19 protein-coding genes are annotated in these 24,791 nt (G+C 42.4%); 18 read left to right on the top strand and 1 reads right to left on the bottom strand.

The genetic code is table 11. The features are described from left to right. The first annotated feature begins 102 nt into the window (after nucleotides 1-102). From DF216_RS01815 to DF216_RS01760, 12 genes are all read left to right on the top strand, one after another. Complete coding sequence (locus DF216_RS01815; RefSeq protein ID WP_061453427.1) at nucleotides 103-654, top strand: GNAT family N-acetyltransferase; 552 nt, start codon at nucleotides 103-105, stop codon at nucleotides 652-654. Between the two features lie 163 nt (nucleotides 655-817). Next, nucleotides 818-1,528, top strand: a complete 711-nt coding sequence (gene ccdA2, locus DF216_RS01810; RefSeq protein WP_061453428.1) for a thiol-disulfide oxidoreductase-associated membrane protein CcdA2 — start codon at nucleotides 818-820, stop codon at nucleotides 1,526-1,528. 13 nt (nucleotides 1,529-1,541) lie between these two features. Next, nucleotides 1,542-2,105, top strand: coding sequence for a redoxin family protein (locus DF216_RS01805; protein WP_129325764.1), 564 nt, complete (start codon nucleotides 1,542-1,544; stop codon nucleotides 2,103-2,105). A gap of 9 nt (nucleotides 2,106-2,114) precedes the next feature. Beyond that, nucleotides 2,115-3,227: a peptide-methionine (R)-S-oxide reductase MsrB gene (msrB, locus tag DF216_RS01800; protein ID WP_129325763.1), complete on the top strand. Its 1,113-nt coding sequence runs from the start codon at nucleotides 2,115-2,117 to the stop codon at nucleotides 3,225-3,227. Between the two features lie 70 nt (nucleotides 3,228-3,297). Beyond that, nucleotides 3,298-4,035, top strand: coding sequence for a response regulator transcription factor (locus DF216_RS01795; protein ID WP_129325762.1), 738 nt, complete (start codon nucleotides 3,298-3,300; stop codon nucleotides 4,033-4,035). Beyond that, nucleotides 4,032-5,723: a cache domain-containing sensor histidine kinase gene (locus DF216_RS01790; protein ID WP_129325761.1), complete on the top strand. Its 1,692-nt coding sequence runs from the start codon at nucleotides 4,032-4,034 to the stop codon at nucleotides 5,721-5,723. Before DF216_RS01795 ends, DF216_RS01790 begins: the two co-directional genes overlap by 4 nt. A 109-nt stretch (nucleotides 5,724-5,832) precedes the next feature. Continuing rightward, a complete protein-coding gene (locus DF216_RS01785) occupies nucleotides 5,833-6,396 on the top strand; it encodes a TIGR01440 family protein (protein WP_164978982.1) in 564 nt (187 codons plus the stop codon). 55 nt (nucleotides 6,397-6,451) lie between these two features. Continuing rightward, complete coding sequence (locus DF216_RS01780; RefSeq protein WP_129325759.1) at nucleotides 6,452-6,979, top strand: AAA family ATPase; 528 nt, start codon at nucleotides 6,452-6,454, stop codon at nucleotides 6,977-6,979. Between the two features lie 178 nt (nucleotides 6,980-7,157). Further along, nucleotides 7,158-8,873, top strand: coding sequence for an aminodeoxychorismate synthase component I (gene pabB / locus DF216_RS01775; RefSeq protein WP_129325758.1), 1,716 nt, complete (start codon nucleotides 7,158-7,160; stop codon nucleotides 8,871-8,873). Nucleotides 8,874-8,992: 119 nt separating this feature from the next. After that, complete coding sequence (locus DF216_RS01770) at nucleotides 8,993-10,531, top strand: Ltp family lipoprotein (protein WP_129325757.1); 1,539 nt, start codon at nucleotides 8,993-8,995, stop codon at nucleotides 10,529-10,531. Nucleotides 10,532-10,658: 127 nt separating this feature from the next. Continuing rightward, nucleotides 10,659-11,618, top strand: coding sequence for an ROK family glucokinase (locus tag DF216_RS01765; protein ID WP_093587129.1), 960 nt, complete (start codon nucleotides 10,659-10,661; stop codon nucleotides 11,616-11,618). A gap of 97 nt (nucleotides 11,619-11,715) precedes the next feature. Continuing rightward, nucleotides 11,716-12,555: a thymidylate synthase gene (locus tag DF216_RS01760; protein WP_129325756.1), complete on the top strand. Its 840-nt coding sequence runs from the start codon at nucleotides 11,716-11,718 to the stop codon at nucleotides 12,553-12,555. Nucleotides 12,556-12,597: 42 nt separating this feature from the next. Here DF216_RS01760 and DF216_RS01755 read toward each other — a convergent pair whose 3' ends face one another. Next, nucleotides 12,598-12,768, bottom strand: a complete 171-nt coding sequence (locus tag DF216_RS01755; protein WP_001051782.1) for a DUF3042 family protein — start codon at nucleotides 12,766-12,768, stop codon at nucleotides 12,598-12,600. 120 nt (nucleotides 12,769-12,888) lie between these two features. Between DF216_RS01755 and miaA the strand changes: the two genes are divergently transcribed. From miaA to bgaA, 6 genes are all read left to right on the top strand, one after another. Next, nucleotides 12,889-13,773, top strand: a complete 885-nt coding sequence (gene miaA / locus DF216_RS01750; RefSeq protein WP_129325755.1) for a tRNA (adenosine(37)-N6)-dimethylallyltransferase MiaA — start codon at nucleotides 12,889-12,891, stop codon at nucleotides 13,771-13,773. Continuing rightward, nucleotides 13,766-15,004, top strand: a complete 1,239-nt coding sequence (hflX, locus tag DF216_RS01745; protein ID WP_125828344.1) for a GTPase HflX — start codon at nucleotides 13,766-13,768, stop codon at nucleotides 15,002-15,004. The genes miaA and hflX overlap by 8 nt, the downstream gene beginning before the upstream one ends. After that, the gene (locus tag DF216_RS01740) at nucleotides 14,997-15,620 is read left to right on the top strand and encodes a cystathionine beta-lyase (RefSeq protein ID WP_129325754.1); all 624 of its coding nucleotides are present in this window, start codon (nucleotides 14,997-14,999) and stop codon (nucleotides 15,618-15,620) included. The genes hflX and DF216_RS01740 overlap by 8 nt, the downstream gene beginning before the upstream one ends. 14 nt (nucleotides 15,621-15,634) lie before the next feature. Continuing rightward, nucleotides 15,635-16,564 carry a ribonuclease Z gene (gene rnz / locus DF216_RS01735; RefSeq protein ID WP_129325753.1) on the top strand — a complete coding sequence of 310 codons (930 nt, stop codon included), beginning with the start codon at nucleotides 15,635-15,637 and terminating at the stop codon, nucleotides 16,562-16,564. A 20-nt stretch (nucleotides 16,565-16,584) separates the two neighbouring features. Continuing rightward, the gene (locus DF216_RS01730; RefSeq protein ID WP_129325752.1) at nucleotides 16,585-17,340 is read left to right on the top strand and encodes an SDR family NAD(P)-dependent oxidoreductase; all 756 of its coding nucleotides are present in this window, start codon (nucleotides 16,585-16,587) and stop codon (nucleotides 17,338-17,340) included. Between the two features lie 250 nt (nucleotides 17,341-17,590). Next, on the top strand, nucleotides 17,591-24,529 hold the full coding sequence (bgaA, locus tag DF216_RS01725) for an LPXTG-anchored adhesin/beta-galactosidase BgaA (RefSeq protein WP_129325751.1): 6,939 nt from the start codon (nucleotides 17,591-17,593) through the stop codon (nucleotides 24,527-24,529). Nucleotides 24,530-24,791 lie beyond the last annotated feature (262 nt).

Below are 24,791 nucleotides of genomic sequence, written 5' to 3'. Positions count from 1 at the left end.
CCAGTGGAGGTTTTTAGCCTTTTACCCTGAAATAAAAAAGTGAGAGTAGATTCGAGGGATCTTTTTACCCCAAGTACGGAAATAAGGAAGCGAGGTCGCATCATGAAAGAAATCGGTACGCAAATGTTACAGACAGAATGTTTGAACTTAAGAAGATTTGTGGAGAGCGATGCAGAAGCTATGTTTCAAAATTGGGCTTCGTCTGCTGAGAATCTGACCTATGTCACCTGGGCTCCCCACCTAAATGTTGAACAGACTCGAAACTCGATTCGCAATTGGGTTTCCTCCTATGCCAAGCCCAACTATTACAAATGGGCGATTTGTCTCAAAGAAAACCCAGAGCAAGTGATAGGTGATATCAGCATCGTTGCAATGGATGAGAATGATTCTTCTTGTGAAATTGGGTATATTTTAGGAAAAAACTATTGGAGCCGAGGTATGATGACGGAGGCCTTGAAAGCTGTCTTAGACTTCTGTTTTACTCGAGCAGGCTTTCAAAAGGTCAGAGCACGTTATGCCAGTCTCAACCCAGCTTCAGGTCGTGTGATGGAAAAAGCGGGGATGTCCTATCTAAAAACTATTGCCAATGGGGTTGAGAGAAAAGACTACGTTGCGGACCTTATTTATTACCAGATAAGTAGGGAAGACAGGTGATTTTCTTTTCTGTTTCTATCAAAGTCAGATCTTGTCTGGCTTTTTTTGTACCATATTTCTGAATAAACTGATTAAATTCCTATTTTTTCCTATCATTGTCCCTGTTTTTTCTTAGGCTTGGGAATTATAATAGACTTATCAAAAGAAAGAAGGGTGAAAAGATATGGACAATGTATTCTTTTTTATCAGTGTTTTTCTTGCTGGGATTCTTTCCTTCTTTTCTCCTTGTATCTTACCCTTATTACCGGTTTATGCAGGGGTCTTGTTGGATGATAAAGATGGTGCTCAGGCTTCTAGCGAGAAATTTTCAATCTCAATTGTTAGTTTATTGCGAACTCTGGCTTTTATAGCGGGGATTTCCTTTATCTTTATCCTACTGGGTTATGGAGCTGGCTTTTTAGGAAACCTTTTGTATGCCTCTTGGTTTCAGTATGTGACGGGTGCGGTTATCATTCTCTTGGGCTTGCACCAGATGGAGGTCTTACATTTTCAGGGGCTCTACAAGGAAAGGAGGCTACAATTAAAGAGACAGGGACAAAAGGGTAATGGCTATAGTCAGGCATTTTTACTGGGGTTGACCTTTAGTTTTGCTTGGACGCCATGTGTAGGGCCGGTTCTAGGGTCTGTTTTGGCCTTAGCGGCTTCAGGTGGCTCAGGTGCTTGGCAGGGAGCTGGTCTCATGTTGGTTTACACGCTGGGTTTGGCGCTACCATTTTTAGTTCTAGCTCTCGCCTCCAGCTATGTTTTGAAACATTTCCGAAAACTCCATCCTTACCTCGGAATCCTCAAAAAAGTGGGTGGTTTCCTCATTATCCTGATGGGAATCTTGGTGCTTTTGGGAAATGCTTCCATTTTGACTACATTATTTGAATAGAGAGGAAAAAGAAATGAAAAAATGGCAAACATGTCTCCTTGGAGTAGGCTCAATTTGTTGCTTGGCAGCCTGTTCGGCTAAAAACATGTCAGACGAATCAACTATGAAGGAGCAAACCAAAACAGAACAAGTTGGTGCGCAAACTGCGACTAAAGGTCAGGCGGTTGCTGATTTTGAACTAACAGGAGTAGATGGTAAGACCTATCGTTTATCTGACTACAAAGGCAAGAAAGTCTATCTTAAATTCTGGGCTTCTTGGTGTTCCATCTGTCTAGCCAGCCTTCCAGATACGGACGAAATTGCTAAGGATGCTGGTGATGATTATGTGGTCTTGACGGTAGTGTCACCTGGACACAAGGGAGAACAATCTGAAGCTGACTTTAAGAACTGGTATAAGGGCTTAGATTATAAAAATTTTCCAGTTTTAATTGATCCGTCAGGCAAACTTTTGGAAAGTTATGGTGTCCGTTCTTACCCGACTCAAGCCTTTATAGACAAGGAAGGCAAGCTGGTCAAAACGCAACCAGGTTTTATGGATAAGGATATGATTTTAAAAACATTAAAGGAAATGGGGTAGAGAAAGATCATGAATGATAAAGTAAAATTGTTTGTCTTGGTAGGGATCTTTTTCCTAGCCATAACCGGTCTCTATTTTCTATTGATGCGAAATTCAGGGCAGACAGATACGTCGCAAATTGAGAAAGCGTCAGTTAGCCAAGGAGGAAAAACAGTGAAAAAAACAGAAGTCAGTAAAGACGCAGACTTGCACGAGATTTACCTAGCTGGGGGATGTTTCTGGGGAGTGGAGGAATACTTCTCTCGCGTTCCCGGAGTGACAGATGCCGTTTCAGGCTATGCAAATGGTAGAGGGGAAACAACCAAGTACGAATTGATCAACCAAACAGGACATGCAGAGACTGTCCATGTCACCTATGATGCTAATCAAATTTCCCTCAAGGAAATCCTGCTTCATTACTTCCGCATCATTAATCCAACCAGCAAAAATAAACAAGGAAATGATGTGGGGACTCAGTATCGTACCGGCGTTTATTACACAGATGACAAGGATTTGGAGGTAATCAATCAAGTCTTTGATGAGGTGGCTAAGAAATACGACCAACCTCTAGCAGTTGAAAAGGAGCCCTTGAAGAATTTTGTAGTGGCTGAGGATTACCACCAAGACTATCTCAAGAAAAATCCAAATGGCTACTGCCATATCAATGTCAATCAGGCGGCCTATCCCGTCATTGATGCCAGCAAATATCCCAAACCAAGTGATGAGGAATTGAAAAAGACCTTGTCAGCTGAGGAGTATGCAGTTACTCAGAAAAATCAAACAGAACGAGCTTTTTCAAACCGCTACTGGGATAAATTTGAATCTGGTATCTATGTGGATGTGGCAACTGGCGAACCCCTCTTTTCATCGAAGGACAAGTTCGAGTCTGGTTGTGGCTGGCCTAGTTTTACCCAGCCAATCAGTCCAGATGTTGCCACCTACAAAGAAGATAAGTCTTACAACATGACGCGCATGGAAGTGAGAAGTCGAGTTGGAGATTCTCATCTTGGTCATGTCTTTACAGACGGTCCACAGGACAAGGGGGGCTTGCGCTACTGTATCAATAGTCTTTCTATCCGCTTTATTCCCAAAGACCAAATGGCAGAAAAAGGCTATGCTTATTTACTAGATTATGTCGATTAAGAAGTCTTTCCTAAGCAGTTAGAGGAGAATTTTGCTATACTGATACTAGTAAGTGACAAAGGAGCAGAGCATGACCTACACAATCTTAATCGTAGAAGATGAGTATCTGGTAAGACAAGGCTTGACCAAGCTGGTCAATGTAGCAGCCTACGATATGGAAATCATTGGTCAGGCTGAAAATGGAAGGCAGGCTTGGGAATTGATTCAAAAGCAGGTGCCAGACATCATTTTAACCGATATCAACATGCCTCAGCTAAATGGCATCCAGTTGGCCAGCCTGGTCCGAGAAACCTATCCTCAGGTTCATCTGGCTTTTTTGACAGGTTACGATGATTTTGATTATGCCTTGTCTGCTGTCAAACTAGGTGTGGATGACTACCTGCTCAAACCCTTTTCTCGTCAGGATATTGAGGAAATGTTGGGGAAAATCAAGCAAAAACTAGATCAGGAAGAAAAGGAAGAGCAGTTACAAGGTTTATTGACTGCCAAGTTTGAAGGAAATATGGCCCAGAAAATCCAGTCTCATCTATCTGATAGCCAATTCAGTTTAAAGACCTTGGCCAGTGACTTGGGCTTTAGTTCGACTTATCTGAGTTCTTTGATTAAGAAAGAGCTGGGCATGCCTTTTCAGGATTATTTGGTGCGAGAACGTGTCAAACAAGCCAAGCTCTTGCTCTTGACAACGGATTTAAAGATTTATGAAATCGCAGAGAAGGTTGGTTTTGAAGATATGAACTACTTTACCCAACGCTTTAAACAGATTGCGGGTGTGACGCCTCGTCAGTTTAAGAAGGGAGAAGGTCGATGAAGCGTTCTTCTCTCCTAGTCAGAATGGTTATTTCCATTTTTCTGGTCTTTCTCATTCTCCTAGCTTTGGTTGGGACTTTCTACTATCACTCTAGTTCTTCAGCCATTGAGGCTACCATTGAAGGCAATAGCCAAATGACTATCAGTCAGGCTAGTCACTTTATCCAGTCTTATATCAAAAAATTAGAAACAACCTCGACTAGTTTGACCCAGCAGACGGATGTCCTAGCCTATGCTGAGAATCCCAGTCCAGACAAGGTCAAGGGAATCCGAGATTTGTTTTTGACCATCTTAAAGGCAGACCAGGATTTGAAAACGGTTGTGCTGGTGACCAAATCCGGTCAGATCATTTCTACAGATGACACTGTGCAGATGAAAACATCCTCAGATATGATGGCTGAGGATTGGTACCAAAAGGCTATTCATCAGGGGGCTAAGCCCATTTTGACCCCAGCTCGTAAATCAGACAGCCAGTGGGTCATTTCTGTCACTCAAGAACTTGTTGATGCAAAGGGAGCTAATCTGGGCGTGCTTCGTTTGGATATTTCCTACGAAACTCTGGAAACTTACCTCAACCAACTCCAGTTGGGTCAGCAGGGCTTTGCCTTTATAATCAATGGAAACCATGAATTTGTCTACCATCCTCAACACACAGTTTATAGCTCATCTAGCGAAATGGAGGCCATGAAACCCTATATTGAGACAGGGCAGGGTTATACTCCAGACCACCAATCCTACGTCAGTCAGGAAAAGATTGCTGGAACTGATTGGACGGTCCTTGGCGTGTCTTCACTGGAGAAGTTAGACCAGGTTCGGAGTCAACTCATGTGGACCTTGTTTGGGGCTAGTGTCACATCTCTTCTTGCCTGTCTCTGCTTGGTGTGGTTCAGTCTCAAGCGCTGGATTGCCCCCTTGAAGGACCTGAGAGATACCATGCTGGAAATTGCTTCTGGATCTCAAAATCTGCGTGCCAAGGAAGCTGGTGCCTATGAACTGAGAGAGGTGACTCGCCAGTTCAATGCCATGTTGGATCAAGTTGATCAGCTGATGGCAGATGTTCGCAGACAGGAAGAAACGACCCGTCAGTATGAACTTCAAGCCCTATCAAGTCAGATCAATCCGCATTTCCTCTATAATACCCTTGACACTATCATCTGGATGGCTGAATTTCAGGACAGTCAGCGAGTGGTTCAGGTAACTAAGTCCTTGGCGACCTATTTCCGCTTGGCACTCAATCAAGGAAAGGACTTGATTTGCCTGTCTGATGAAATCAATCATGTCCGCCAGTATCTCTTTATCCAGAAACAACGCTATGGCGATAAGCTGGAATATGAAATTGATGAAAATCCTACCTTTGATAATCTAGTCTTACCCAAGCTGGTGTTACAACCTCTAGTAGAAAATGCTCTTTATCATGGCATCAAGGAAAAGGAAGGTCAGGGCCATATTAAACTTTCTGTCCAGAAAAAGGATTCAGGACTAGTCATCCGCATTGAGGATGATGGAGTTGGCTTCCAAGATGTTGGTGATAGTAGTCAAAGTCAACTCAAACGTGGGGGAGTTGGCCTTCAAAATGTTGACCAACGGCTCAAACTTCATTTTGGCGAAAACTATCAGATGAAGATCGATTATGCACCCGAAAAAGGAACGACGGTTGAAATATACATAAATAGAATAGAAACTAGTTAACTCCCAGTTCATTCTGGGAGTTTTACTTTGAAAAATCAGATTGATCAGTTCGCCTTGATAAAATCAGTAAAAAAAGATATGATAGATAGTGACAAAAGAGGTATCAAGTATGACGGAAAAAGACATTCAAAGAGAAACAAGCCAGATTGTAAAAGATGTATTAGAAAAAGCTAATCTGAAGCAAGGAGCTATTTTTGTTTTGGGCCTTTCTTCTAGTGAGGTGATAGGTGGTCAGATTGGCAAGGAATCCAGCCAAGAAATTGGGGAAATCATTGTGAAGACGATTTTAGATATACTGGGAGGGGAAGGAATTCATCTAGCTGTTCAAGGTTGTGAACACGTCAATCGTGCCCTCGTCGTCGAACGTCAGGTGGCGGAGCAGTTTGGTCTGGAAATCGTCAGTGTCCTTCCTACTCTTCATGCAGGAGGTTCAGGTCAGTTGGCAGCTTTCAAGTTTATGCAGGATCCAGTTGAGGTTGAATTTATCAAGGCTCAGGCTGGATTGGATATCGGAGATACCGCAATTGGTATGCATGTCAAGCATGTGCAGGTTCCGATTCGACCAGTTTTGCGTGAGATTGGGCACGCCCATGTAACGGCTCTCGCAAGTCGTCCAAAATTAATTGGAGGTGCGCGTGCGCAGTATCCAGAAGACTTCATAAGAAAGTCATAAGTGGGCGGAGAATGATCATAAGTTAGAGAGACATTACAAGTATATAGAGGTTAAAGTGGAAAATTGTGTTTATATTATTTCGGGTCCCCCGGGTGTTGGAAAGAGCACTGTCAGCAAAGAGTTGGCCTATTCTTTTAACAAAAGTGCAGTTATAGAGGGGGATATGATTTACTTAATGATAAAAAGTGGTCTCGTAGCTCCTTGGAAAGATGATGGATTTTACATGGATTTGTTCTGGGATAATATCATCAGTCTGACCAATAATTTCTTGGATCGTGGTATTACTGTCGTGATAGAGTATGTCATATTTGAAGATCAACTGAAGAAAATTGCAGCCTTCTTAAAGGCAAAACAAATTAAGCTAAAATATTGTGTCCTAATGGCAGAAGAAGAAACCTTGAAAGATAGGGATTCTTCTCGGAAAGAAATTGAGAGAACAGGCGATTTATCAATCCAAGCAAGAAATGAATTCTTAGCTAAAAATAGTGAGAAACATCATTCTCTGTATACGGATGATTTAGATGTCAAAGAAACGGTATGCATCATTAAAACCTCAAATCAATTTTTAATTTCTGAACAGTAAAAGACAGAGAGAGTAAGGGTATAGAAACCAAGACTCTCTCTGTTTTTGTTGTTGAATTCTTGTTAAAAGCACTTCAATGTAGAAAAAAGTAACTTAGAGAATTTTTTCGTTATAGAAATCAGTAAACAAAACTGGATTTAGCTGTTCTAGACCGGCTTTTTTATGCTATACTAAAGGTATGCATAGAAAAACAGTGATTGATTTTAGAGCTTTGGGCGAGAGATACACCTTTACCCAGCCGATTAAAGAGTTAAAAACGAGAAATTTAGCAGAAGTAGCAGATTTGCTGGCACAAGTGGAAAGCTACCAAGAGCAAGGCTATTATGTCGTGGGTTATGTCAGCTATGAGGCTGCGCCTGCTTTTGAGGAAAAACTAGTAGTTCACAAGACTCCTCTACTGGGTGAGTACTTGCTTTACTTTACTGTTCACGATAGGGTGGAAACATCCCCTATTCCTCTGACTTATGAGGAAGTAGATCTGCCTTCAAATTGGCAGGAAGTAACATCTGCTGAGGACTATGAAAAGGCTATTGCCCAGATTCACCATCATTTGCGTCAGGGGGACACCTATCAGGTCAACTACACCGTCCAACTCAAGCAAGACTTAAGTACCAATCCTTTTGCCATCTACAATCGCATGGTGGTAGAACAGGAGGCGGGCTACAATGCCTATGTTGAACATGATGAGATGGCAGTGATTTCCATGAGCCCAGAGCTCTTTTTTGAGCAAAATGACCGAGAATTAACGACTCGTCCAATGAAGGGAACAACTAAACGTGGTCTGACTGACGATGAAGATTTGAAAGAGGCAGCTTGGTTGGAGCAGGATCCTAAAAATCGCTCTGAAAATATGATGATTGTGGATCTCTTGCGCAATGATATGAACCGTATTTCTGAAGTGGGCAGCGAGCACGTGGAGCGTCTGTGTCAGGTAGAGCAGTATTCAACTGTTTGGCAGATGACTTCGACCATCAAGAGTCAGTTGCGAGAGGAAATTGACCTTGTTGAAATTTTCCGTTCTCTCTTTCCTTGTGGTTCCATAACGGGAGCTCCAAAAATTGCGACCATGGAGATTATCAAGGACTTGGAGCCACAACCCAGAGGAGTTTACTGCGGAACGATTGGTCTCTTGCTTCCAAATGGACGACGAATTTTCAATGTCGCCATTCGGACCATTCAACTTTACAAGGGTCAAGCCATTTATGGAGTTGGAGGCGGGATTACTTGGGATAGTACATGGGAGTCTGAATACCGTGAAGTTCATCAAAAGGCGGCTGTTCTCTATCGTAAACAAGCTCGTTTCAAACTGATTACAACGGGGAAAATCAGTCAGAAGAGCCTGCTGTTTGAAGATCAACACTTGGAAAGACTGACAAAGGCGAGTCGTTATTTTGCCTATCCTTTTGATCCAGAAGAACTGAGACAAAAGATAGAGGAAGAGTGTCAATCTTGTGAGGTTAATCAAGACTACCGTTTGCGAATTTCTCTCAATAAATCTGGAGAAATAGAACTCAGTCGCCAAATCTTAACACCCCTCAGTCTAAGCTTCTGCAAAGCCAAACTTTGTCTGCAAAAAGCGGATTTGCAACAAGCATTTACCTACTTCAAAACCACTCACCGACCGCATTTGAGCCTAGGAGAGCAGGAAATCATTTACCATAATGCAGCAGGAGAGCTATTAGAAACCTCTATCGGGAATCTAGTTCTAAAAATTGCTGGAAAACTCTACACACCGCCTACCAGTCTAGGAATTTTGCCAGGAATTTATCGTCAGCATTTGTTGGAAACAGGACAGGTAGAGGAAAAAGTCTTGACTGTGGCGGACTTGAACCAAACAGAAGCTGTCTATGGCTGTAACGCAGTCAGAGGTTTGTATGAGTTGGAAGTGATATAACTATGGATTTTTCAATTAAGTTTTAGATTTATTTGAGAATATTTAATATTTAATTTGAAAGAAAAATTAAGCATATGGTATACTATAGGTATAAATAATTAAAAACAGTGGAGATTTTTATGAAAAAATCAAAAAAATTTTTAGTAACCAGCTTAGCAACTGCAACACTGGGACTTATTTCATTTGCAGATACAACTGGAGACTTTCCTTTTTCGACTCAGCATGTTTCTGCTCAAGAAAAGGACGCATCTAAAAATGGTAAGGTTGTAAAAGAGAAAACAACTTCGGCGTCAAATCAAGCTGAGAAACCAAAAACACCAGCGCAAAAATCTGCTGAGAAACCAAAAACACCAGCGCAAAAATCTGCTGAGAAACCAAAAACACCAGCGCAAAAATCTGCTGAGAAACCAAAAATACCAGCAGAAAAACCCGCTGAGAAATCGAAAACACCAGCGAAAAATCCTGCTGAAAAACCTAAAAATCCAACTCCTAAGGAGGATAAGTCTAAATCTTCAGCTCAGTCTGGTTGGGTAGGCTCATCATACTATCAAGATGGGAAAAAAGTCACTAGTAAGTGGATTTTTGATAAAAAAGCTAATTCTTATTTCTATCTAAATGCTTCGGGGAACTATGCCCAAAATGCTTGGGTAGGTAATTACTATCTTAAATCAGATGGAAAGATGGCTAAGAGTGAATGGATTTATGACAAAAACTATGGCTCCTATTATTATCTAACAGTAGAAGGCAGCTACGCTCGAAACACGTGGGTAGGTAATTACTATCTCAAATCAGACGGGAAGAGAGCTAAAAATGAATGGATTTATGACAAAAACTATGGCTCCTATTATTATCTAACAGCAGAAGGTAGCTACGCTCGAAACACATGGGTAGGCAACTATTATCTAAAATCAGATGGAAAGATGGCTAAGAGTGAGTGGATTTACGACAAAAACTATGGCTCCTATTATTATCTAACAGCAGAAGGCAGCTACGCTCGAAACACGTGGATAGGTAATTACTATCTAAAATCAGATGGAAAGATGGCTAAAGCTGAGTGGGTTTATGACAAGAACTACGCTTCATATTATTATCTAACAGCAGAAGGTAGCTACGCACGTAACAAATGGGTAGGAAATTATTATCTAAAATCAAACGGTAAGATGGCTAAGAATGAATGGATTTATCACACAGATTCCCTCTCTTACTATTATCTAACATCCGAAGGCAGTTACGCTCGTAATACATGGGTAGGAAATTATTATCTCAAATCAGATGGTAGGATGGCTAAAAGTCAGTGGGTAGACGGTGGTCGTTATTATGTTGATCCGAATGGTCTATGGCTACCAAAGTCAACAGATGGAAATCCATACACTGCAGCTTTAAATGAAGCAAAAACTTATAATAGGAATCATTATTCAAAACAAAGAATTTATAAGTTATTAATTCTTTTTGGGTTTAATAGTGATGTTGCACAATACACTATCGATCATTTGTATGCAGATTATAAGGCGAATGCCTTAGCTACAGCAAGGAATTATCGTAAATATACTAACCTCTCAAAAACAGAAATTCATGAGAGACTACTCTCATCCTCATATTTTACTGGTGAATTTACAAAAGAAGAAGCTAATTATGCGATTCAACATCTTGATGACTAATCATTTTGAATAGTGAACTATTTTTAGATGTTGTAATGTTGGCTTTTTAGTACGCAAACCTTTGCACAAAGTTGACGATTTTGTTATACTATATCTGTAAGCATTTTCAATTAAAAAGGAGAAGACGATGAGTCAAAAGATTATTGGGATTGACCTTGGTGGGACATCTGTCAAGTTTGCAATCTTAACTCAAGAGGGAGAAATCCAAGAAAAATGGTCTATCAAGACCAATATTTTGGACGAGGGAAGCCATATCGTAGACGATATGATTGAGTCTATTCAGCATCGTTTGGACTTGCTTGGATTGTCAGCTACGGATTTCCGAGGCATTGGAATGGGATCACCTGGTGTGGTTGACCGTGAAAAAGGGACTGTTATCGGTGCCTACAACCTAAACTGGAAAACCCTTCAACCAATTAAAGAAAAGATTGAAAAAGCCTTGGGTATTCCATTCTTCATCGATAATGATGCCAACGTAGCTGCTCTTGGTGAGCGCTGGATGGGCGCTGGTGACAACCAACCAGACGTTGTCTTTATGACACTTGGTACAGGTGTTGGTGGCGGTATCGTGGCAGAAGGCAAATTGCTTCACGGTGTTGCTGGTGCTGCTGGTGAGCTTGGTCACATCACTGTTGACTTTGACCAACCAATCGCATGTACTTGCGGTAAAAAAGGCTGTTTGGAGACAGTTGCTTCGGCAACAGGGATTGTCAACTTGACTCGTCGCTATGCGGATGAATACGAAGGCGATGCGACCTTGAAACGCTTGATTGACGACGGTGAAGAAGTAACAGCTAAAACTGTCTTTGATTTGGCAAAAGAGGGAGACGACCTTGCTCTAATCGTTTACCGTAATTTCTCACGTTACTTGGGGATCGCTTGTGCCAACATCGGTTCCATCCTCAACCCTTCAACAATCGTTATCGGTGGTGGGGTGTCAGCTGCGGGAGAATTCCTTCTTCAAGGCGTTCAAAAGGTTTATGACGAAAACACCTTCCCACAAGTACGCACAACAACTAAGCTAGCTCTTGCAACTCTAGGAAACGACGCTGGAGTTATCGGAGCAGCATCACTTGTATTGCAATAAGATAATAAAAGGGGAAAAACACTACTTCAAAGCTAGTGATTTTCCTCCTTTCTTTTTTATGCTATACTAGTTAGGACAATAAATGAGGTGAGAGAGAATGACAAAAGCAGATACGATTTTTAAAGAGAATATTGAACGAATCCTCAAAGACGGTGTCTTTTCTGAACAAGCACGTCCCAAATACAAGGATGGGACTGTTGCCAACTCCAAGTACGTAACGGGTGCCTTTGCAGAGTATGATTTGTCAAAGGGTGAATTTCCCATTACAACCCTACGTCCAATTGCCATCAAATCAGCTATCAAAGAAGTTCTCTGGATTTACCAAGACCAGTCAAATAGCCTAGAAGTGCTCAATGACAAGTACAATGTTCACTACTGGAATGACTGGGAAGTGGGAGATACGGGAACTATTGGTGAGCGCTATGGGGCGGTCGTTAAGAAACACGACATCATTAATAAGATTCTCAAGCAGTTGGAGGCTAACCCTTGGAATCGCCGTAATATCATCTCTCTTTGGGATTATGAGGCATTTGAGGAGACAGATGGCCTTCTTCCATGCGCCTTTCAGACCATGTTTGATGTCCGTCGAGTAGATGGGGAAATCTATCTGGATGCAACCTTGACCCAGCGTTCTAATGACATGCTAGTTGCTCACCACATCAACGCTATGCAGTATGTGGCTCTTCAGATGATGATTGCCAAGCATTTTGGTTGGAAGGTTGGAAAGTTCTTTTACTTCATCAACAACCTCCATATCTATGATAATCAGTTTGAACAAGCTCAGGAATTGCTTGGTCGTGAGCCGTCAAACTGTCAACCACGTTTGGTCTTGAATGTGCCAGATGGGACCAATTTCTTTGATATCAAAGCGGAAGACTTTGAGTTGGTTGACTATGATCCAGTCAAGCCGCAGCTGAAGTTTGATTTGGCTATTTAAGAAAATAAAAAGAAGTTGAGATTTCTCAACTTCTTTTGTTGCTTAGTGTGATACGCGACGGCGAGCTGCTTTTTTACGGTTTTCTTCGATGAAAGCTGCTTTTTGCTCTTCTGGCTCAATCACTTTCTTTTTAATTGCGTATACTGCACCTGCAACGGCAGCGACAGTTCCTGCGACACCTGTTACAAGACCTTTAGCGAATCCTTTAGCCATGAGTCTTCCTCCTTTATCTTCCCGATCAGCCAGGCTCCTTAAGTGGTAGCATTTTTCTGACTGACCTTTTTGTGATATAATAATAGTAACGAAAAAATGGGAATTTTTCAAGGAAAAAAGATGAAAATAAAAATAATTGTAATTGTTGGACCGACTGCTGTTGGGAAGACAGCCCTTGCTATTGAAGTAGCCAAGCGCTTTGGTGGAGAGGTAGTCAGCGGTGACAGTCAGCAAGTATACAGAGGGCTGGATATTGGGACGGCCAAGGCTAGCCCAGAGGAGCAAGCAGCTGTTCCTCATCATTTGATTGATGTCAGAGAGGTGACCGAGTCTTACTCGGCTTTTGATTTTGTTTCAGAAGCTAAGAAGGCTATTGAGAATATTCAAAGCCGTGGCAAGCTAGCCATTATCGCTGGTGGGACTGGGCTTTATATCCAGAGCTTGTTAGAAGGCTACCATCTAGGTGGAGAGACGCCCCATGAGGAGATTTTAGCCTATCGAGCTAGTTTAGAGCCTTATTCAGATGAAGAATTAGCCCATCTTGTGGAGCAAGCAAATCTTGAAATTCCCCAGTTTAACCGTCGTCGTGCTATGCGAGCCTTGGAAATCGCCCATTTTGCTCAGGATTTGGAAAATCAAGAGTCCTTGTATGAACCGTTGATTATCTGCCTGGATGATGAACGCAGTCAACTCTATGAGCGTATCAACCACAGAGTGGATCTGATGTTTGAGACTGGGCTTTTGGATGAGGCTAAGTGGCTTTTTGACCATTATCCAGATGTGCAGGCTGCCAAAGGCATTGGCTACAAGGAACTTTTTCCTTATTTCCGTGGGGAGCAGACTCTGGAGGAAGTCAGCGAGAGTCTCAAACAGGCGACGCGTCGTTTTGCCAAGCGTCAGTTGACCTGGTTCCGTAATCGCATGCAGGTGACCTTTTATCAGATAGGAGAGTCTGGAGTGAAGGACCGCATTCTAAGCCAGATTGAGGAGTTTTTGAATGATTGAAACGGAGAAAAAAGAGGAACGAGTCCTGCTCATTGGTGTGGAACTGCAGGGCATGGATAATTTTGACCTCTCCATGGAAGAGTTGGCCAGTCTGGCTAAGACAGCTGGGGCAGTCGTAGTAGATAGTTACAGACAAAAACGTGAAAAGTATGATTCTAAGACCTTTGTTGGCTCTGGTAAGTTGGAAGAGATTGCGCTCATGGTAGATGCGGAAGAAATCACAACTGTTATTGTCAACAACCGTCTGACACCAAGGCAGAATGTCAATTTGGAGGAAATTCTCGGTGTCAAAGTCATTGACCGTATGCAGCTAATTTTGGATATCTTTGCCATGAGGGCTCGAAGCCATGAAGGAAAACTCCAAGTCCACCTAGCTCAGCTCAAATATCTCTTGCCACGCTTGGTCGGTCAGGGAATTATGCTTAGTCGTCAGGCAGGGGGAATTGGTTCCCGTGGACCAGGTGAGAGCCAACTTGAGCTGAACCGTCGTAGCGTTCGCAATCAAATCACGGATATCGAGCGTCAGCTCAAGGTAGTGGAGAAAAACCGAGCTACGGTCAGAGAAAAACGTCTGGAGTCGGGTACTTTTAAGATTGGCTTGATTGGTTACACTAATGCCGGAAAATCGACTATTATGAATACTTTAACCAGCAAGACCCAGTATGAAGCAGATGAATTATTTGCGACTCTAGATGCGACGACTAAGAGTATTCATCTAGGGGGTAATCTTCAGGTGACCTTAACAGATACTGTTGGCTTTATCCAAGATTTGCCGACAGAGTTGGTGTCCAGTTTTAAGTCGACCTTGGAAGAAAGTAAGCATGTGGACCTTCTGGTTCATGTCATTGATGCCAGCAATCCTTACCACGAAGAGCATGAAAAAACAGTTCTTTCCATCATGAAAGACTTGGACATGAAAGATATTCCTCGCTTGACCATTTATAATAAAGCGGATTTGGTGGAGGATTTCACGCCTACCCAAACACCTTATGCCCTCATTTCTGCCAAGTCGGAGGATAGTCGTGAGCAGCTGCAAGCTTTATTTTTAGAGAAAATCAAAGATATTTTCGAACCCTTTACCCTACGTGTGCCTTTTTCTAAGTCCTACAAGATTCATGATTTGGAAAGTGTTGCGATTCTTGAAGATCGTGACTATCAAGAGGACGGAGAACTCATCACAGGCTACATTTCGGAGAAAAACAAATGGAGGTTAGAAGAATTTTATGACTGATATCAAAACCTTAGCTCTAAAATATGGTGGCTATACAAGTCTGGACAGGGTCTATCTAGATCAGCTTTTAGCTGGTAAGACAGAACAGGAGCAGTTGGCTCTCATTACCCCTCCACCTAGTGTCGTCAATGCCTACTTTGCTGAGCTCTACCAGAAAAAGAGTCCTGAAGCTGCGACTGATTACTTTGCAGAAGTCAGTCAGGAACTAAATCTCTACAATGCTGAACCAAGTTTTACTCTAGAAAACAAGCCCTTTATTCGCCTCAACCTATCAGGAAAATCCTTTGGCTTTTGCTATGAGAGTCAAGGTCTTGGTCGGATTTTCTCAGAAGCTGAGGAAGCAATCACTGCTGACTTGTTCTTTGAAATTGCGCAGATTTTCCCCCATCAGCTAGTCTTTGAGGAGTCTGGCAAGATCTACATGAAGGCTGCCGGAGATGAGGAAGTTGTTAGCGTGGAAAATCTTACAGATTTGACAGATTTAGAAAGCTTGGCTGATGGTCGCAAGCGTCTCAAAGGCTACAGCCAAGAGGATTTACTGCAAGAAGCTAGAGCTTTTTCTGGCAAGCGCTATTTCCGATCGGAAAACCGCACGGCCATGTTATATATTGATTAATTAGAAAGTATCGAATGGATATTCAATTTTTAGGAACGGGGGCTGGCCAGCCCTCTAAAACCCGCAACGTTTCAAGCCTCGCCCTGAAACTCTTGGACGAGATCAACGAAGTCTGGCTTTTTGACTGTGGCGAAGGAACGCAAAATCGCATTCTGGAAACCACGATTCGACCACGTAAGATCAGCAAAATCTTTATCACTCACTTGCATGGAGACCACATTTTTGGTTTACCAGGTTTCCTTTCTAGCCGTGCCTTTCAGGCCAATGAAGAGCAGACAGATTTGGAAATCTATGGACCTCAAGGAATCAAGTCATTTGTCTTAACCAGTCTTCGTGTATCAGGTTCTCGTCTGCCTTACCGCATTCATTTTCATGAGTTTGATCAAAATTCTCTAGGGAAAATTCTTGAAACCGATAAATTCACTGTGTATGTAGAGGAGCTGGATCACACTATTTTCTGCGTTGGTTACCGTGTCATGCAAAAGGACTTGGAAGGAACACTGGATGCTGAAAAACTCAAGGCTGCTGGCGTTCCATTTGGCCCTCTTTTTGGAAAAATCAAAAATGGTCAGGATGTTGTTCTAGAAGATGGGACTGAAATCAAGGCTGCTGACTATATCTCAGCTCCTCGTCCTGGTAAGATTATCACTATCTTGGGTGACACCCGACAAACCAATGCCAGTGTGCGACTAGCTGTCAATGCAGATGTCCTAGTCCATGAGTCCACTTATGGCAAGGGCGATGAGAAAATTGCTCGTAGCCATGGTCACTCTACTAATATGCAAGCTGCACAAGTAGCGGCAGAAGCAGGAGCCAAACGCCTCTTACTCAACCATATCAGCGCCCGTTTCCTTTCAAAAGATGTCAGCCAGCTCAAGAAAGATGCGGCCAGCATTTTTGAAAATGTCCATGTTGTTAAAGACTTGGAAGAAGTGGAAGTCTAAAAGATTGAAAAAGGATAAGTATGCGTACGATTCTCATTACAGGTGCTAGCGGTGGTCTAGCCCAAGAAATGGTCAAGCTTTTGCCGAATGACCAACTGATTTTGTTAGGTAGAAACAAGGAAAAACTAGGACAACTCTACGGAAATCATTCTCACACAGAATTAGTTGAGATTGATATTACTGATGACCAAGCCCTAGAAACTTTAGTAGCTGAGCTCTATCAACGATATGGCAAGATTGATGTCTTGATTAACAATGCTGGTTACGGAATATTTGAAGAATTTGACCAGATTTCTGACAAAGACATTCACCAGATGTTTGAGATCAATACTTTTGCTCTGATGAATCTGTCTCGTTGTCTTGGAGCTCGCATGAAGGAGAGAGGAAAAGGGCATATCATCAATATCGTCAGTATGGCAGGTTTGATAGCGACTAGCAAGTCCAGTCTCTACTCAGCGACCAAGTTTGCGGCTATTGGTTTTTCCAACGCTCTACGCCTCGAACTTATGCCCTATAGTATCTATGTAACGACGGTTAATCCAGGACCGATTCGCACTGCCTTTTTTGACCAGGCAGACCCGGATGGTAGCTATCTCAAGTCGGTTGACCGATTTCTCTTAGAACCAGATGCGGTCGCTAAAAAGATTGTTAAAACTATAGGAAAAAATAAACGGGAACTCAATCTTCCACTTTTGTTGAACCTAGCCCACAAATTTTATACTCTCTTCCCCAAGCTAGCTGATAAGTTGGCAGGGAAGACCTTTAATTATAAGTAAAAGAAGTTCCTTACAAAAGGAACTTCTTTATAATCTTTAACGGAGTGTCAAAAAATGTTTGTTTTTGTCCTAAATCTACATTCACATTTTTTGAATCTTCTCCAAATTTTAGAAAAAACAATCAAAATTATGATTTTTTAGTTTTAAGGATTGAAGTTATCTATATTATTTTATAGAATAGATATAAAAGACAAAAGGAGAGTTATCCGCTATCACATAAAAATGGAAGCGGTTACTAAAGGAGGTTTTTATGGATAAAAGCTATTGGAATCGTAAAAGTGTCTACAGTATTCGGAAGTTTTCTGTTGGGACATGCTCAGTACTGATTGGAACTTGCGCTGTTCTATTTGGTGCAAATCTTGCTGGAACAAGCCCTGTTTTTGCGGACGAAACGCCGATTACTGTGAATGCAGAGAAGGGTCTTGAGGAAGCAGTTCTGGAACAAGTCGCTGATACAAGTCAGACAAGTACAGTAGAGGAGACTGTAGCAAAAGAAAAGGAAGAACAAGGCCAAGTTATTAAGGAGGCGAAAGAGATTTCTAAATCTGTTGAAAAGGACACAAAAGTAGAGTTAGAAGCTTCTAGTCAAGAAAAACCTATCAAGGAAGAAGTTAAAGCTGCGACAAATGAAGAAGTAAATCAAATGATTGAAGACAGAAAAGTGAATTTTAATCAAAATTGGCACTTCAAACTCAATGCGAACTCTAAAGAAGCTGTGAAACCAGATGCAGATGTGTCAACATGGCAAAAATTGGACCTTCCACACGACTGGAGTATCTTTAACGATTTTGACCATCAATCACCTGCCCAAAACGAAGGTGGACAGCTAAATGGTGGTGAAGCTTGGTATCGTAAGACCTTTAAACTTGATGAAAAAGACCTCAAGAAGAATGTTCGTGTGACCTTTGATGGTGTCTACATGGATTCTCAAGTCTATGTCAACGGCCAGTTAGTGGGGCATTATCCAAATGGTTATAACCAGTTCTCATACGATATCACCAAATACCTTCACAAAGATGGTCGTGAGAATGTGATTGCTGTCCATGCTGTTAACAAACAACCAAGTAGCCGTTGGTACTCAGGAAGTGGTATTTACCGTGATGTGACCTTGCAAGTGACAGATAAGGTTCATGTTGAGAAAAATGGTACAACTATCTTAACTCCGAAACTGGAAGAACAGCAACACGGCAAGGTTGAAACTCATGTGACCAGCAAAATCGTCAATACAGACGATAAAGACCATGAACTTGTGGCAGAGTATCAAATCGTTGAACGTGGTGGTCAGGCCGTAACAGGCGTGGTTCGTACAGCAAGTCGTACCTTGAAAGCACATGAGTCAACAAGCCTAGATGCTATTTTAGAAGTTGAAAAACCAAAACTCTGGACAGTTTTAAATGACAAACCTGCCTTGTATGAATTGATTACGCGTGTATATCGTGATGGTCAATTGGTGGATGCTAAGAAGGATTTGTTTGGTTACCGTTACTATCACTGGACTCCAAATGATGGTTTCTCTTTAAATGGTGAACGCATTAAATTCCATGGGGTTTCCTTGCACCATGACCACGGAGCGCTCGGAGCAGAAGAAAACTATAAGGCAGAATATCGCCGTCTCAAACAAATGAAGGAGATGGGGGTTAACTCTATTCGTACAACCCACAACCCTGCTAGTGAGCAAACCTTGCAAATCGCTGCAGAACTTGGTTTGCTCGTTCAGGAAGAGGCCTTTGATACGTGGTATAATGGCAAGAAACCTTATGACTATGGTCGTTTCTTTGAAAAAGATGCCACTCACCCAGAAGCTAGAAAAGGTGAAAAATGGTCCGATTACGATCTTCGTACTATGGTCGAAAGAGATAAAAATAACCCAGCTGTCTTCATGTGGTCAATCGGAAATGAAATCGGTGAAGCCAACGGTGATGCTCATTCTCTAGCAACTGTAAAACGTTTGGTCAAAGTTATCAAGGATGTTGATAAGACTCGTTACGTTACCATGGGAGCAGATAAGTTCCGTTTCGGTAATGGTAGTGGTGGACATGAGAAAATTGCTGATGAACTGGATGCGGTTGGATTCAACTATTCTGAAGACAACTACAAAGCCCTTCGTGCGAAACATCCAAACTGGTTGATTTACGGCTCTGAGACATCTTCAGCAACCCGTACACGTGGAAGTTACTATCGTCCTGAACAGGAATTGAAACATAGTAACGGACCTGAGCGTAACTACGAACAGTCTGACTATGGTAATGACCGTGTTGGTTGGGGTAAAACTGCAACAGATTCATGGACTTTTGACCGCGACAATGCTGGCTATGCTGGACAATTTATCTGGACAGGTACAGACTATATCGGGGAGCCTACGCCATGGCATAACCAAAACCAAACTCCTGTTAAGAGCTCTTATTTTGGTATTGTAGATACAGCAGGTATTCCAAAACATGACTTCTATCTTTACCAAAGCCAATGGGTTTCTGTTAAGAAGAAGCCGATGGTTCACCTCCTTCCTCACTGGAACTGGGAAGACCCTACTCTAAAAGCGAATGTAGCTGATGCAGAAGGTAAGATTCCAGTTCGCGCCTATTCAAACGCTGCAAGCGTAGAATTGTTCTTGAACGGTCAATCTCTCGGAGTTAAGACCTTCAACAAAAAACAAACAAGCGATGGACGCACTTACCAAGAAGGTGCCAATGCCAAGGAACTCTATCTTGAGTGGAAGGTTGCTTACCAACCAGGTACTTTGGAAGCTGTAGCTCGTGATGAAGCTGGTAAAGAAATTGCACGTGACAAGATTACCACTGCAGGCCGACCAGCCGGTGTTCGTCTCATCAAGGAAGATCACGCCATCGCAGCAGATGGAAAAGACTTGACATACATCTACTACGAAATCGTTGACAGTCAAGGAAATGTGGTCCCAACTGCTAATAATCTGGTTCGCTTCCAATTGCACGGACAAGGTCAACTTGTCGGTGTCGATAATGGGGAACAAGCCAGCCGTGAACGTTATAAGGCCCAACCAGATGGTTCTTGGATTCGCAGAGCCTTTAACGGTAAAGGTGTTGCCATTGTGAAATCAACTGAGCAAGCAGGGAAATTCACCCTTACTGCCCACTCTGATCTTTTGAAATCTGGTCAAGTAACTGTCTTTACTGGTAAAAAAGAAGACCAAGAAAAGACTGTTCTCGGAACAGAAGTACCAAAAGTACGTACTGTTATTGAAAAAGAGCCAAAAATGCCGAAGACAGTCGGTTTTATCTACAGTGATGGCAGTCGTGAAAAACGTCCAGTAACCTGGTCTTCAGTTGATGTGAGCCAAGCAGGAGTTGTGACTGTTAAAGGTATGGCAGACGGACGTGAAGTTGAGGCTCGTGTAGAAGTTCTAGCAATTGCGAAAGAACTACCAACTGTTAAACGTGTTGCCCCAGGAACAGACTTGAGTGCTGTTGACAAATATGTTTCTATTGCCGTTACGGATGGAAGCGTACAAGAATACGAAGTTGATAAGTGGGAGATTGCGGAAACTGATAAAGCTAAACTGTCAGTTGCAGGATCACGTATTCAAATGACTGGTCAACTGGGCGGTGAGACTATTCATGCTACGCTTGTAGTAGAAGAAGGCAATCCTGCAACACCTGTAGTACCGACTGTAAGTGTTGGTGGTGAAGCTGTCACAGGCCTTACTAGTCAACATCCAATGCAATACCGCACTCTTGCTTATGGTGCATCCTTGCCAGAAGTCGCAGCAAGTACTGAAAATGCGGATGTTACTGTAGTCCAAGCAAGTGCAGCAAACGGCATGCGTGCAAGCATCTATGTTCAACCAAAAGATGGTGGACCTCTTCAAACCTATGCAATTCAATTCCTTGAAGAAGCACCAAAAATTGACCACTTGAGCTTACAAGTAGAGCAAGCTAACGGTCTTAAAGAAGACCAAACAGTGAAATTGTCCGTACTCGCTCACTATCAAGACGGAACACAGGCAGTTCTACCAGCGGATAAAGTAAACTTCTCTACAAGCGGTGAAGGGGAAGTTGCAGTTCGTAAAGGAATGCTTGAGTTGCATAAACCAGGAGCAGTCACTCTGAAAGCGGAATATGAGGGGGCTACAGGTCAAATCGCCCTCACCATCCAAGCCAATACTGAGACGAAGGTTGCGCAATCCATCCGTCCAGTAAATGTAGTGACAGACTTGCATCAAGAACCAAGTCTTCCAGCAACAGTAACTGTTGAGTATGACAAAGGTTTCCCTAAAGCTCACAAAGTCACATGGCAAGCTATTCCAAAAGAAAAACTAGACCACTATCAAACCTTTGAGGTGCTAGGTAAAGTTGAAGGCCTTGACCTTGAGGCGCGTGCTAAAGTCTCTGTAGAGGGTATCGTTTCGGTTGAAGAAGTCAGTGTGACAACACCAATCGCAGAAGCGCCACAATTACCAGAAAGTGTTCGTACCTACGATTCAAATGGTCACGTTTCATCTGCCAAGGTTGCATGGGATGCGATTCATCCAGACCAATACGCTAAGGAAGGCGTCTTCACAGTCACTGGCCGCCTAGAAGGTACCCAATTAACTACCAAACTTCATGTTCGCGTTTCTGCTAAAACAGAGCAAGGAGCGAATATCTCTGACCAATGGACAGGTTCAGAATTGCCACTTGCCTTTGCTTCAGACTCAAATCCAAGTGACCCTGTTTCAAATGTCAACGATAAATTGATTTCCTTTAATGACCGACCAGCCAACCGTTGGACGAACTGGAATCGTAGTAATCCAGAAGCTTCAGTTGGTGTTCTGTTTGGAGATTCAGGTATCTTGAGCAAACGTTCTGTTGATAATCTAAGTGTCGGATTCCACGAAGACCACGGAGTCGGTGTACCGAAGTCCTATGTGATTGAGTATTATGTTGGTAAGACTGTTCCAACTGCGCCTAAAAACCCTAGCTTTGTAGGTGAGGAAAACCATGTCTTTAACGACCCTGCTAACTGGAAACCTGTTACAAATCTAAAAGCTCCTGCTCAACTCAAGGCTGGAGAAATGAATCACTTTAGCTTTGATAAAGTTGAAACCTATGCTGTTCGCATTCGCATGGTTAAAGCAGATAATAAGCGGGGAACTTCTATCACAGAAGTACAAATCTTTGCGAAACAAGTTGCAGCAGCTAAACAAGGACAAACAAGAATCCAAGTTGACGGTAAAGACTTGGCAAACTTCAACCCTGATTTGACAGACTACTACCTTGAGTCTGTAGATGGAAAAGTTCCAGCAGTAACAGCAAGTGTTAGCAACAATGGTCTTGCGACGGTTGTTCCAAGCGTTCGTGAAGGTGAGCCGGTTCGTGTCATTGCGAAAGCTGAAAATGGTGACATCTTAGGTGAATACCGTCTACACTTCACTAAGGACAAAGACTTACTTTCTCGTAAACCAGTTGCTGCGGTTAAACAAGCTCGTTTGGTACAAGTAGGTCAACCGCTTGAATTGCCAACGAAGGTTCCGGTTTACTTCACAGGTAAAGACGGCTATGAAACCAAAGATTTGGCAGTGGAATGGGAAGAAGTTCCAGCAGAAAATCTAACAAAAGCAGGTCAATTTACTGTAAGAGGCCGTGTTCTTGGTAGTGACCTCGTTGCGGAGTTCACTGTACGAGTGACAGACAAACTTGGTGAAGCTCTCTCAGATAACCCTGACTATGATGAAAACAGTAACCAAGCCTTTGCCTCAGCAACTAATGATATTGACGACAGTTCTCATGACCGTGTAGACTATATCAATGACAGAGATCATTCTGAAAATCGTCGTTGGACAAACTGGTCTCCAACACCATCTTCTAACCCAGAAGTATCGGCAGGTGTGATCTTCCGTGAGAATGGTAAGATTGTCGAACGGACTGTTGCGCAAGCTAAACTTCACTTCTTTGCAGATAGTGGTACAGATGCACCATCTAAACTTGTTTTAGAACGCTATATCGGTCCAGAGTTTGACGTGCCAACCTACTATTCAAACTACCAAGCCTATGAATCAGGCCATCCATTCAACAATCCAGATAACTGGGAAGCTGTTCCTTATCGTGCGGACAAAGACATTGAAGCCGGTGATGAAATTAACGTTACCTTTAAAGCTGTGAAAGCCAAAGCTATGAGATGGCGTATGGAGCGCAAGGCCGATAAGAGTGGTGTTGCGATGATTGAGATGACCTTCCTTGCGCCAAGCGAATTGCCTCAAGAAAGCACTAAATCGAAGATTCTTGTAGATGGAAAAGAACTTGCTGATTTCGCTGAAAATCGTCAAGACTATCAAATCACCTATAATGGACAACGTCCAAAAGTGACCGTTCAAGAAAGCAATCAAGTAGCTTCAACAGTTGTAGATAGTGGAGACGATAGCCTTCCAGTACTTGTTCGCCTTGTTTCAGAAAGTGGAAAACAAGTCAAGGAATATCGTATCCAACTAGTCAAGGAAAAACCAGTTTCTGAGAAAACAGCCCCTGCTATTCAAGAAGAAAATCCAAGTCTTGAGGTTGTCGAAAAAGAACTTGCCTTCCAGACTGTTGAAAAGGAAGATTCAAGTCTATATGTAGGTGAAAGCCGTGTAGAACGAGAAGGACAAGTTGGCAAGGAACGCATTCTTACATCTGTAAGCCCAGATGGAACTCGTGAAGAGAAACTTCGTGAAGTACTTCAGACTCCTGTTAACCGGGTTCTTCTCGTTGGAACTAAGCGAGGTACAGCCCAACCACTTGATGGAGCTGCAGGTTTAGTTCATGAAAAACCAGAACTTCTAGTAGAAGAAGAGAACATTGATTTCCAAGTGCAAGAACGTAAAAACGATAAACTCCCACTAGGTCAAACCCGTGTTCTTCAAGAAGGTCAAAAAGGTATTCGTGTCCACCTAGTAGAAGTCGAAAATGGTAAGCGTACACTGAAAGAAACCTTTGATAAGATAGTTGCGCAAGATCGTATCGTGGAAGCTGGAACTGCTGTAGCACAAGAGAAACCAGAACCGCAAGCACCTGTTAAGCCAGATGAGCGTGAACAGGAACAGACGGAACCAAAACCGCAAAAAGAAAAAGCTAGTCAGACTGGAAAAGACCATCTTCCAAATACAGGAAGTGAGTCCTCTATGTCAATATTAGCAGCAGGATTGGCTCTCTTGGGCTTAGGTACAGGACTTGTAGCATCTATGCGTAAAAAAGAAGACTAAGTTTGGGTAGAAACTAAACAGGATAGTAGAAGGCCAGAGTGATGCTCTGGTCTTTCTATCTGTTGTTCTAATAAAGTTGTCCAGATTTCTTGTGATTCTGTTTGATGACTTAAAATAAGAAGATGAACTGCGAATGATTCTTCTAACTCTGCAATCGGCGTAGCTTTAAAGAGCCAAGTAATGTTTGAAGAAAGTCGCTAAATATGCTATACTAAAGGGAATTAGTGGATTTTTATAGAACGATTCATTCAGGGAAAATAAG

The sequence above is a fragment of the Streptococcus oralis genome, assembly GCF_004127215.1.
In the GTDB taxonomy this organism is placed as follows: Bacteria; Bacillota; Bacilli; order Lactobacillales; family Streptococcaceae; genus Streptococcus; species Streptococcus oralis_BD.
The sequence above is the reverse complement of the archived record's forward strand: the minus strand, read 5'-3'. Positions and strand labels throughout refer to the sequence as shown.

What these genes read in the sequence shown, in the direction of transcription:
- DF216_RS01815 (WP_061453427.1), top strand. Translation starts at nt 103, where the DNA reads ATGAAAGAAATCGGTACGCAAATGTTACAGACAGAATGTTTGAACTTA.
- ccdA2 (WP_061453428.1), top strand. Translation starts at nt 818, where the DNA reads ATGGACAATGTATTCTTTTTTATCAGTGTTTTTCTTGCTGGGATTCTT.
- DF216_RS01805 (WP_129325764.1), top strand. Translation starts at nt 1,542, where the DNA reads ATGAAAAAATGGCAAACATGTCTCCTTGGAGTAGGCTCAATTTGTTGC.
- msrB (WP_129325763.1), top strand. Translation starts at nt 2,115, where the DNA reads ATGAATGATAAAGTAAAATTGTTTGTCTTGGTAGGGATCTTTTTCCTA.
- DF216_RS01795 (WP_129325762.1), top strand. Translation starts at nt 3,298, where the DNA reads ATGACCTACACAATCTTAATCGTAGAAGATGAGTATCTGGTAAGACAA.
- DF216_RS01790 (WP_129325761.1), top strand. Translation starts at nt 4,032, where the DNA reads ATGAAGCGTTCTTCTCTCCTAGTCAGAATGGTTATTTCCATTTTTCTG.
- DF216_RS01785 (WP_164978982.1), top strand. Translation starts at nt 5,833, where the DNA reads ATGACGGAAAAAGACATTCAAAGAGAAACAAGCCAGATTGTAAAAGAT.
- pabB (WP_129325758.1), top strand. Translation starts at nt 7,158, where the DNA reads ATGCATAGAAAAACAGTGATTGATTTTAGAGCTTTGGGCGAGAGATAC.
- DF216_RS01770 (WP_129325757.1), top strand. Translation starts at nt 8,993, where the DNA reads ATGAAAAAATCAAAAAAATTTTTAGTAACCAGCTTAGCAACTGCAACA.
- DF216_RS01765 (WP_093587129.1), top strand. Translation starts at nt 10,659, where the DNA reads ATGAGTCAAAAGATTATTGGGATTGACCTTGGTGGGACATCTGTCAAG.
- DF216_RS01760 (WP_129325756.1), top strand. Translation starts at nt 11,716, where the DNA reads ATGACAAAAGCAGATACGATTTTTAAAGAGAATATTGAACGAATCCTC.
- DF216_RS01755 (WP_001051782.1), bottom strand. Translation starts at nt 12,768, where the DNA reads ATGGCTAAAGGATTCGCTAAAGGTCTTGTAACAGGTGTCGCAGGAACT.
- miaA (WP_129325755.1), top strand. Translation starts at nt 12,889, where the DNA reads ATGAAAATAAAAATAATTGTAATTGTTGGACCGACTGCTGTTGGGAAG.
- hflX (WP_125828344.1), top strand. Translation starts at nt 13,766, where the DNA reads ATGATTGAAACGGAGAAAAAAGAGGAACGAGTCCTGCTCATTGGTGTG.
- DF216_RS01740 (WP_129325754.1), top strand. Translation starts at nt 14,997, where the DNA reads ATGACTGATATCAAAACCTTAGCTCTAAAATATGGTGGCTATACAAGT.
- rnz (WP_129325753.1), top strand. Translation starts at nt 15,635, where the DNA reads ATGGATATTCAATTTTTAGGAACGGGGGCTGGCCAGCCCTCTAAAACC.
- DF216_RS01730 (WP_129325752.1), top strand. Translation starts at nt 16,585, where the DNA reads ATGCGTACGATTCTCATTACAGGTGCTAGCGGTGGTCTAGCCCAAGAA.
- bgaA (WP_129325751.1), top strand. Translation starts at nt 17,591, where the DNA reads ATGGATAAAAGCTATTGGAATCGTAAAAGTGTCTACAGTATTCGGAAG.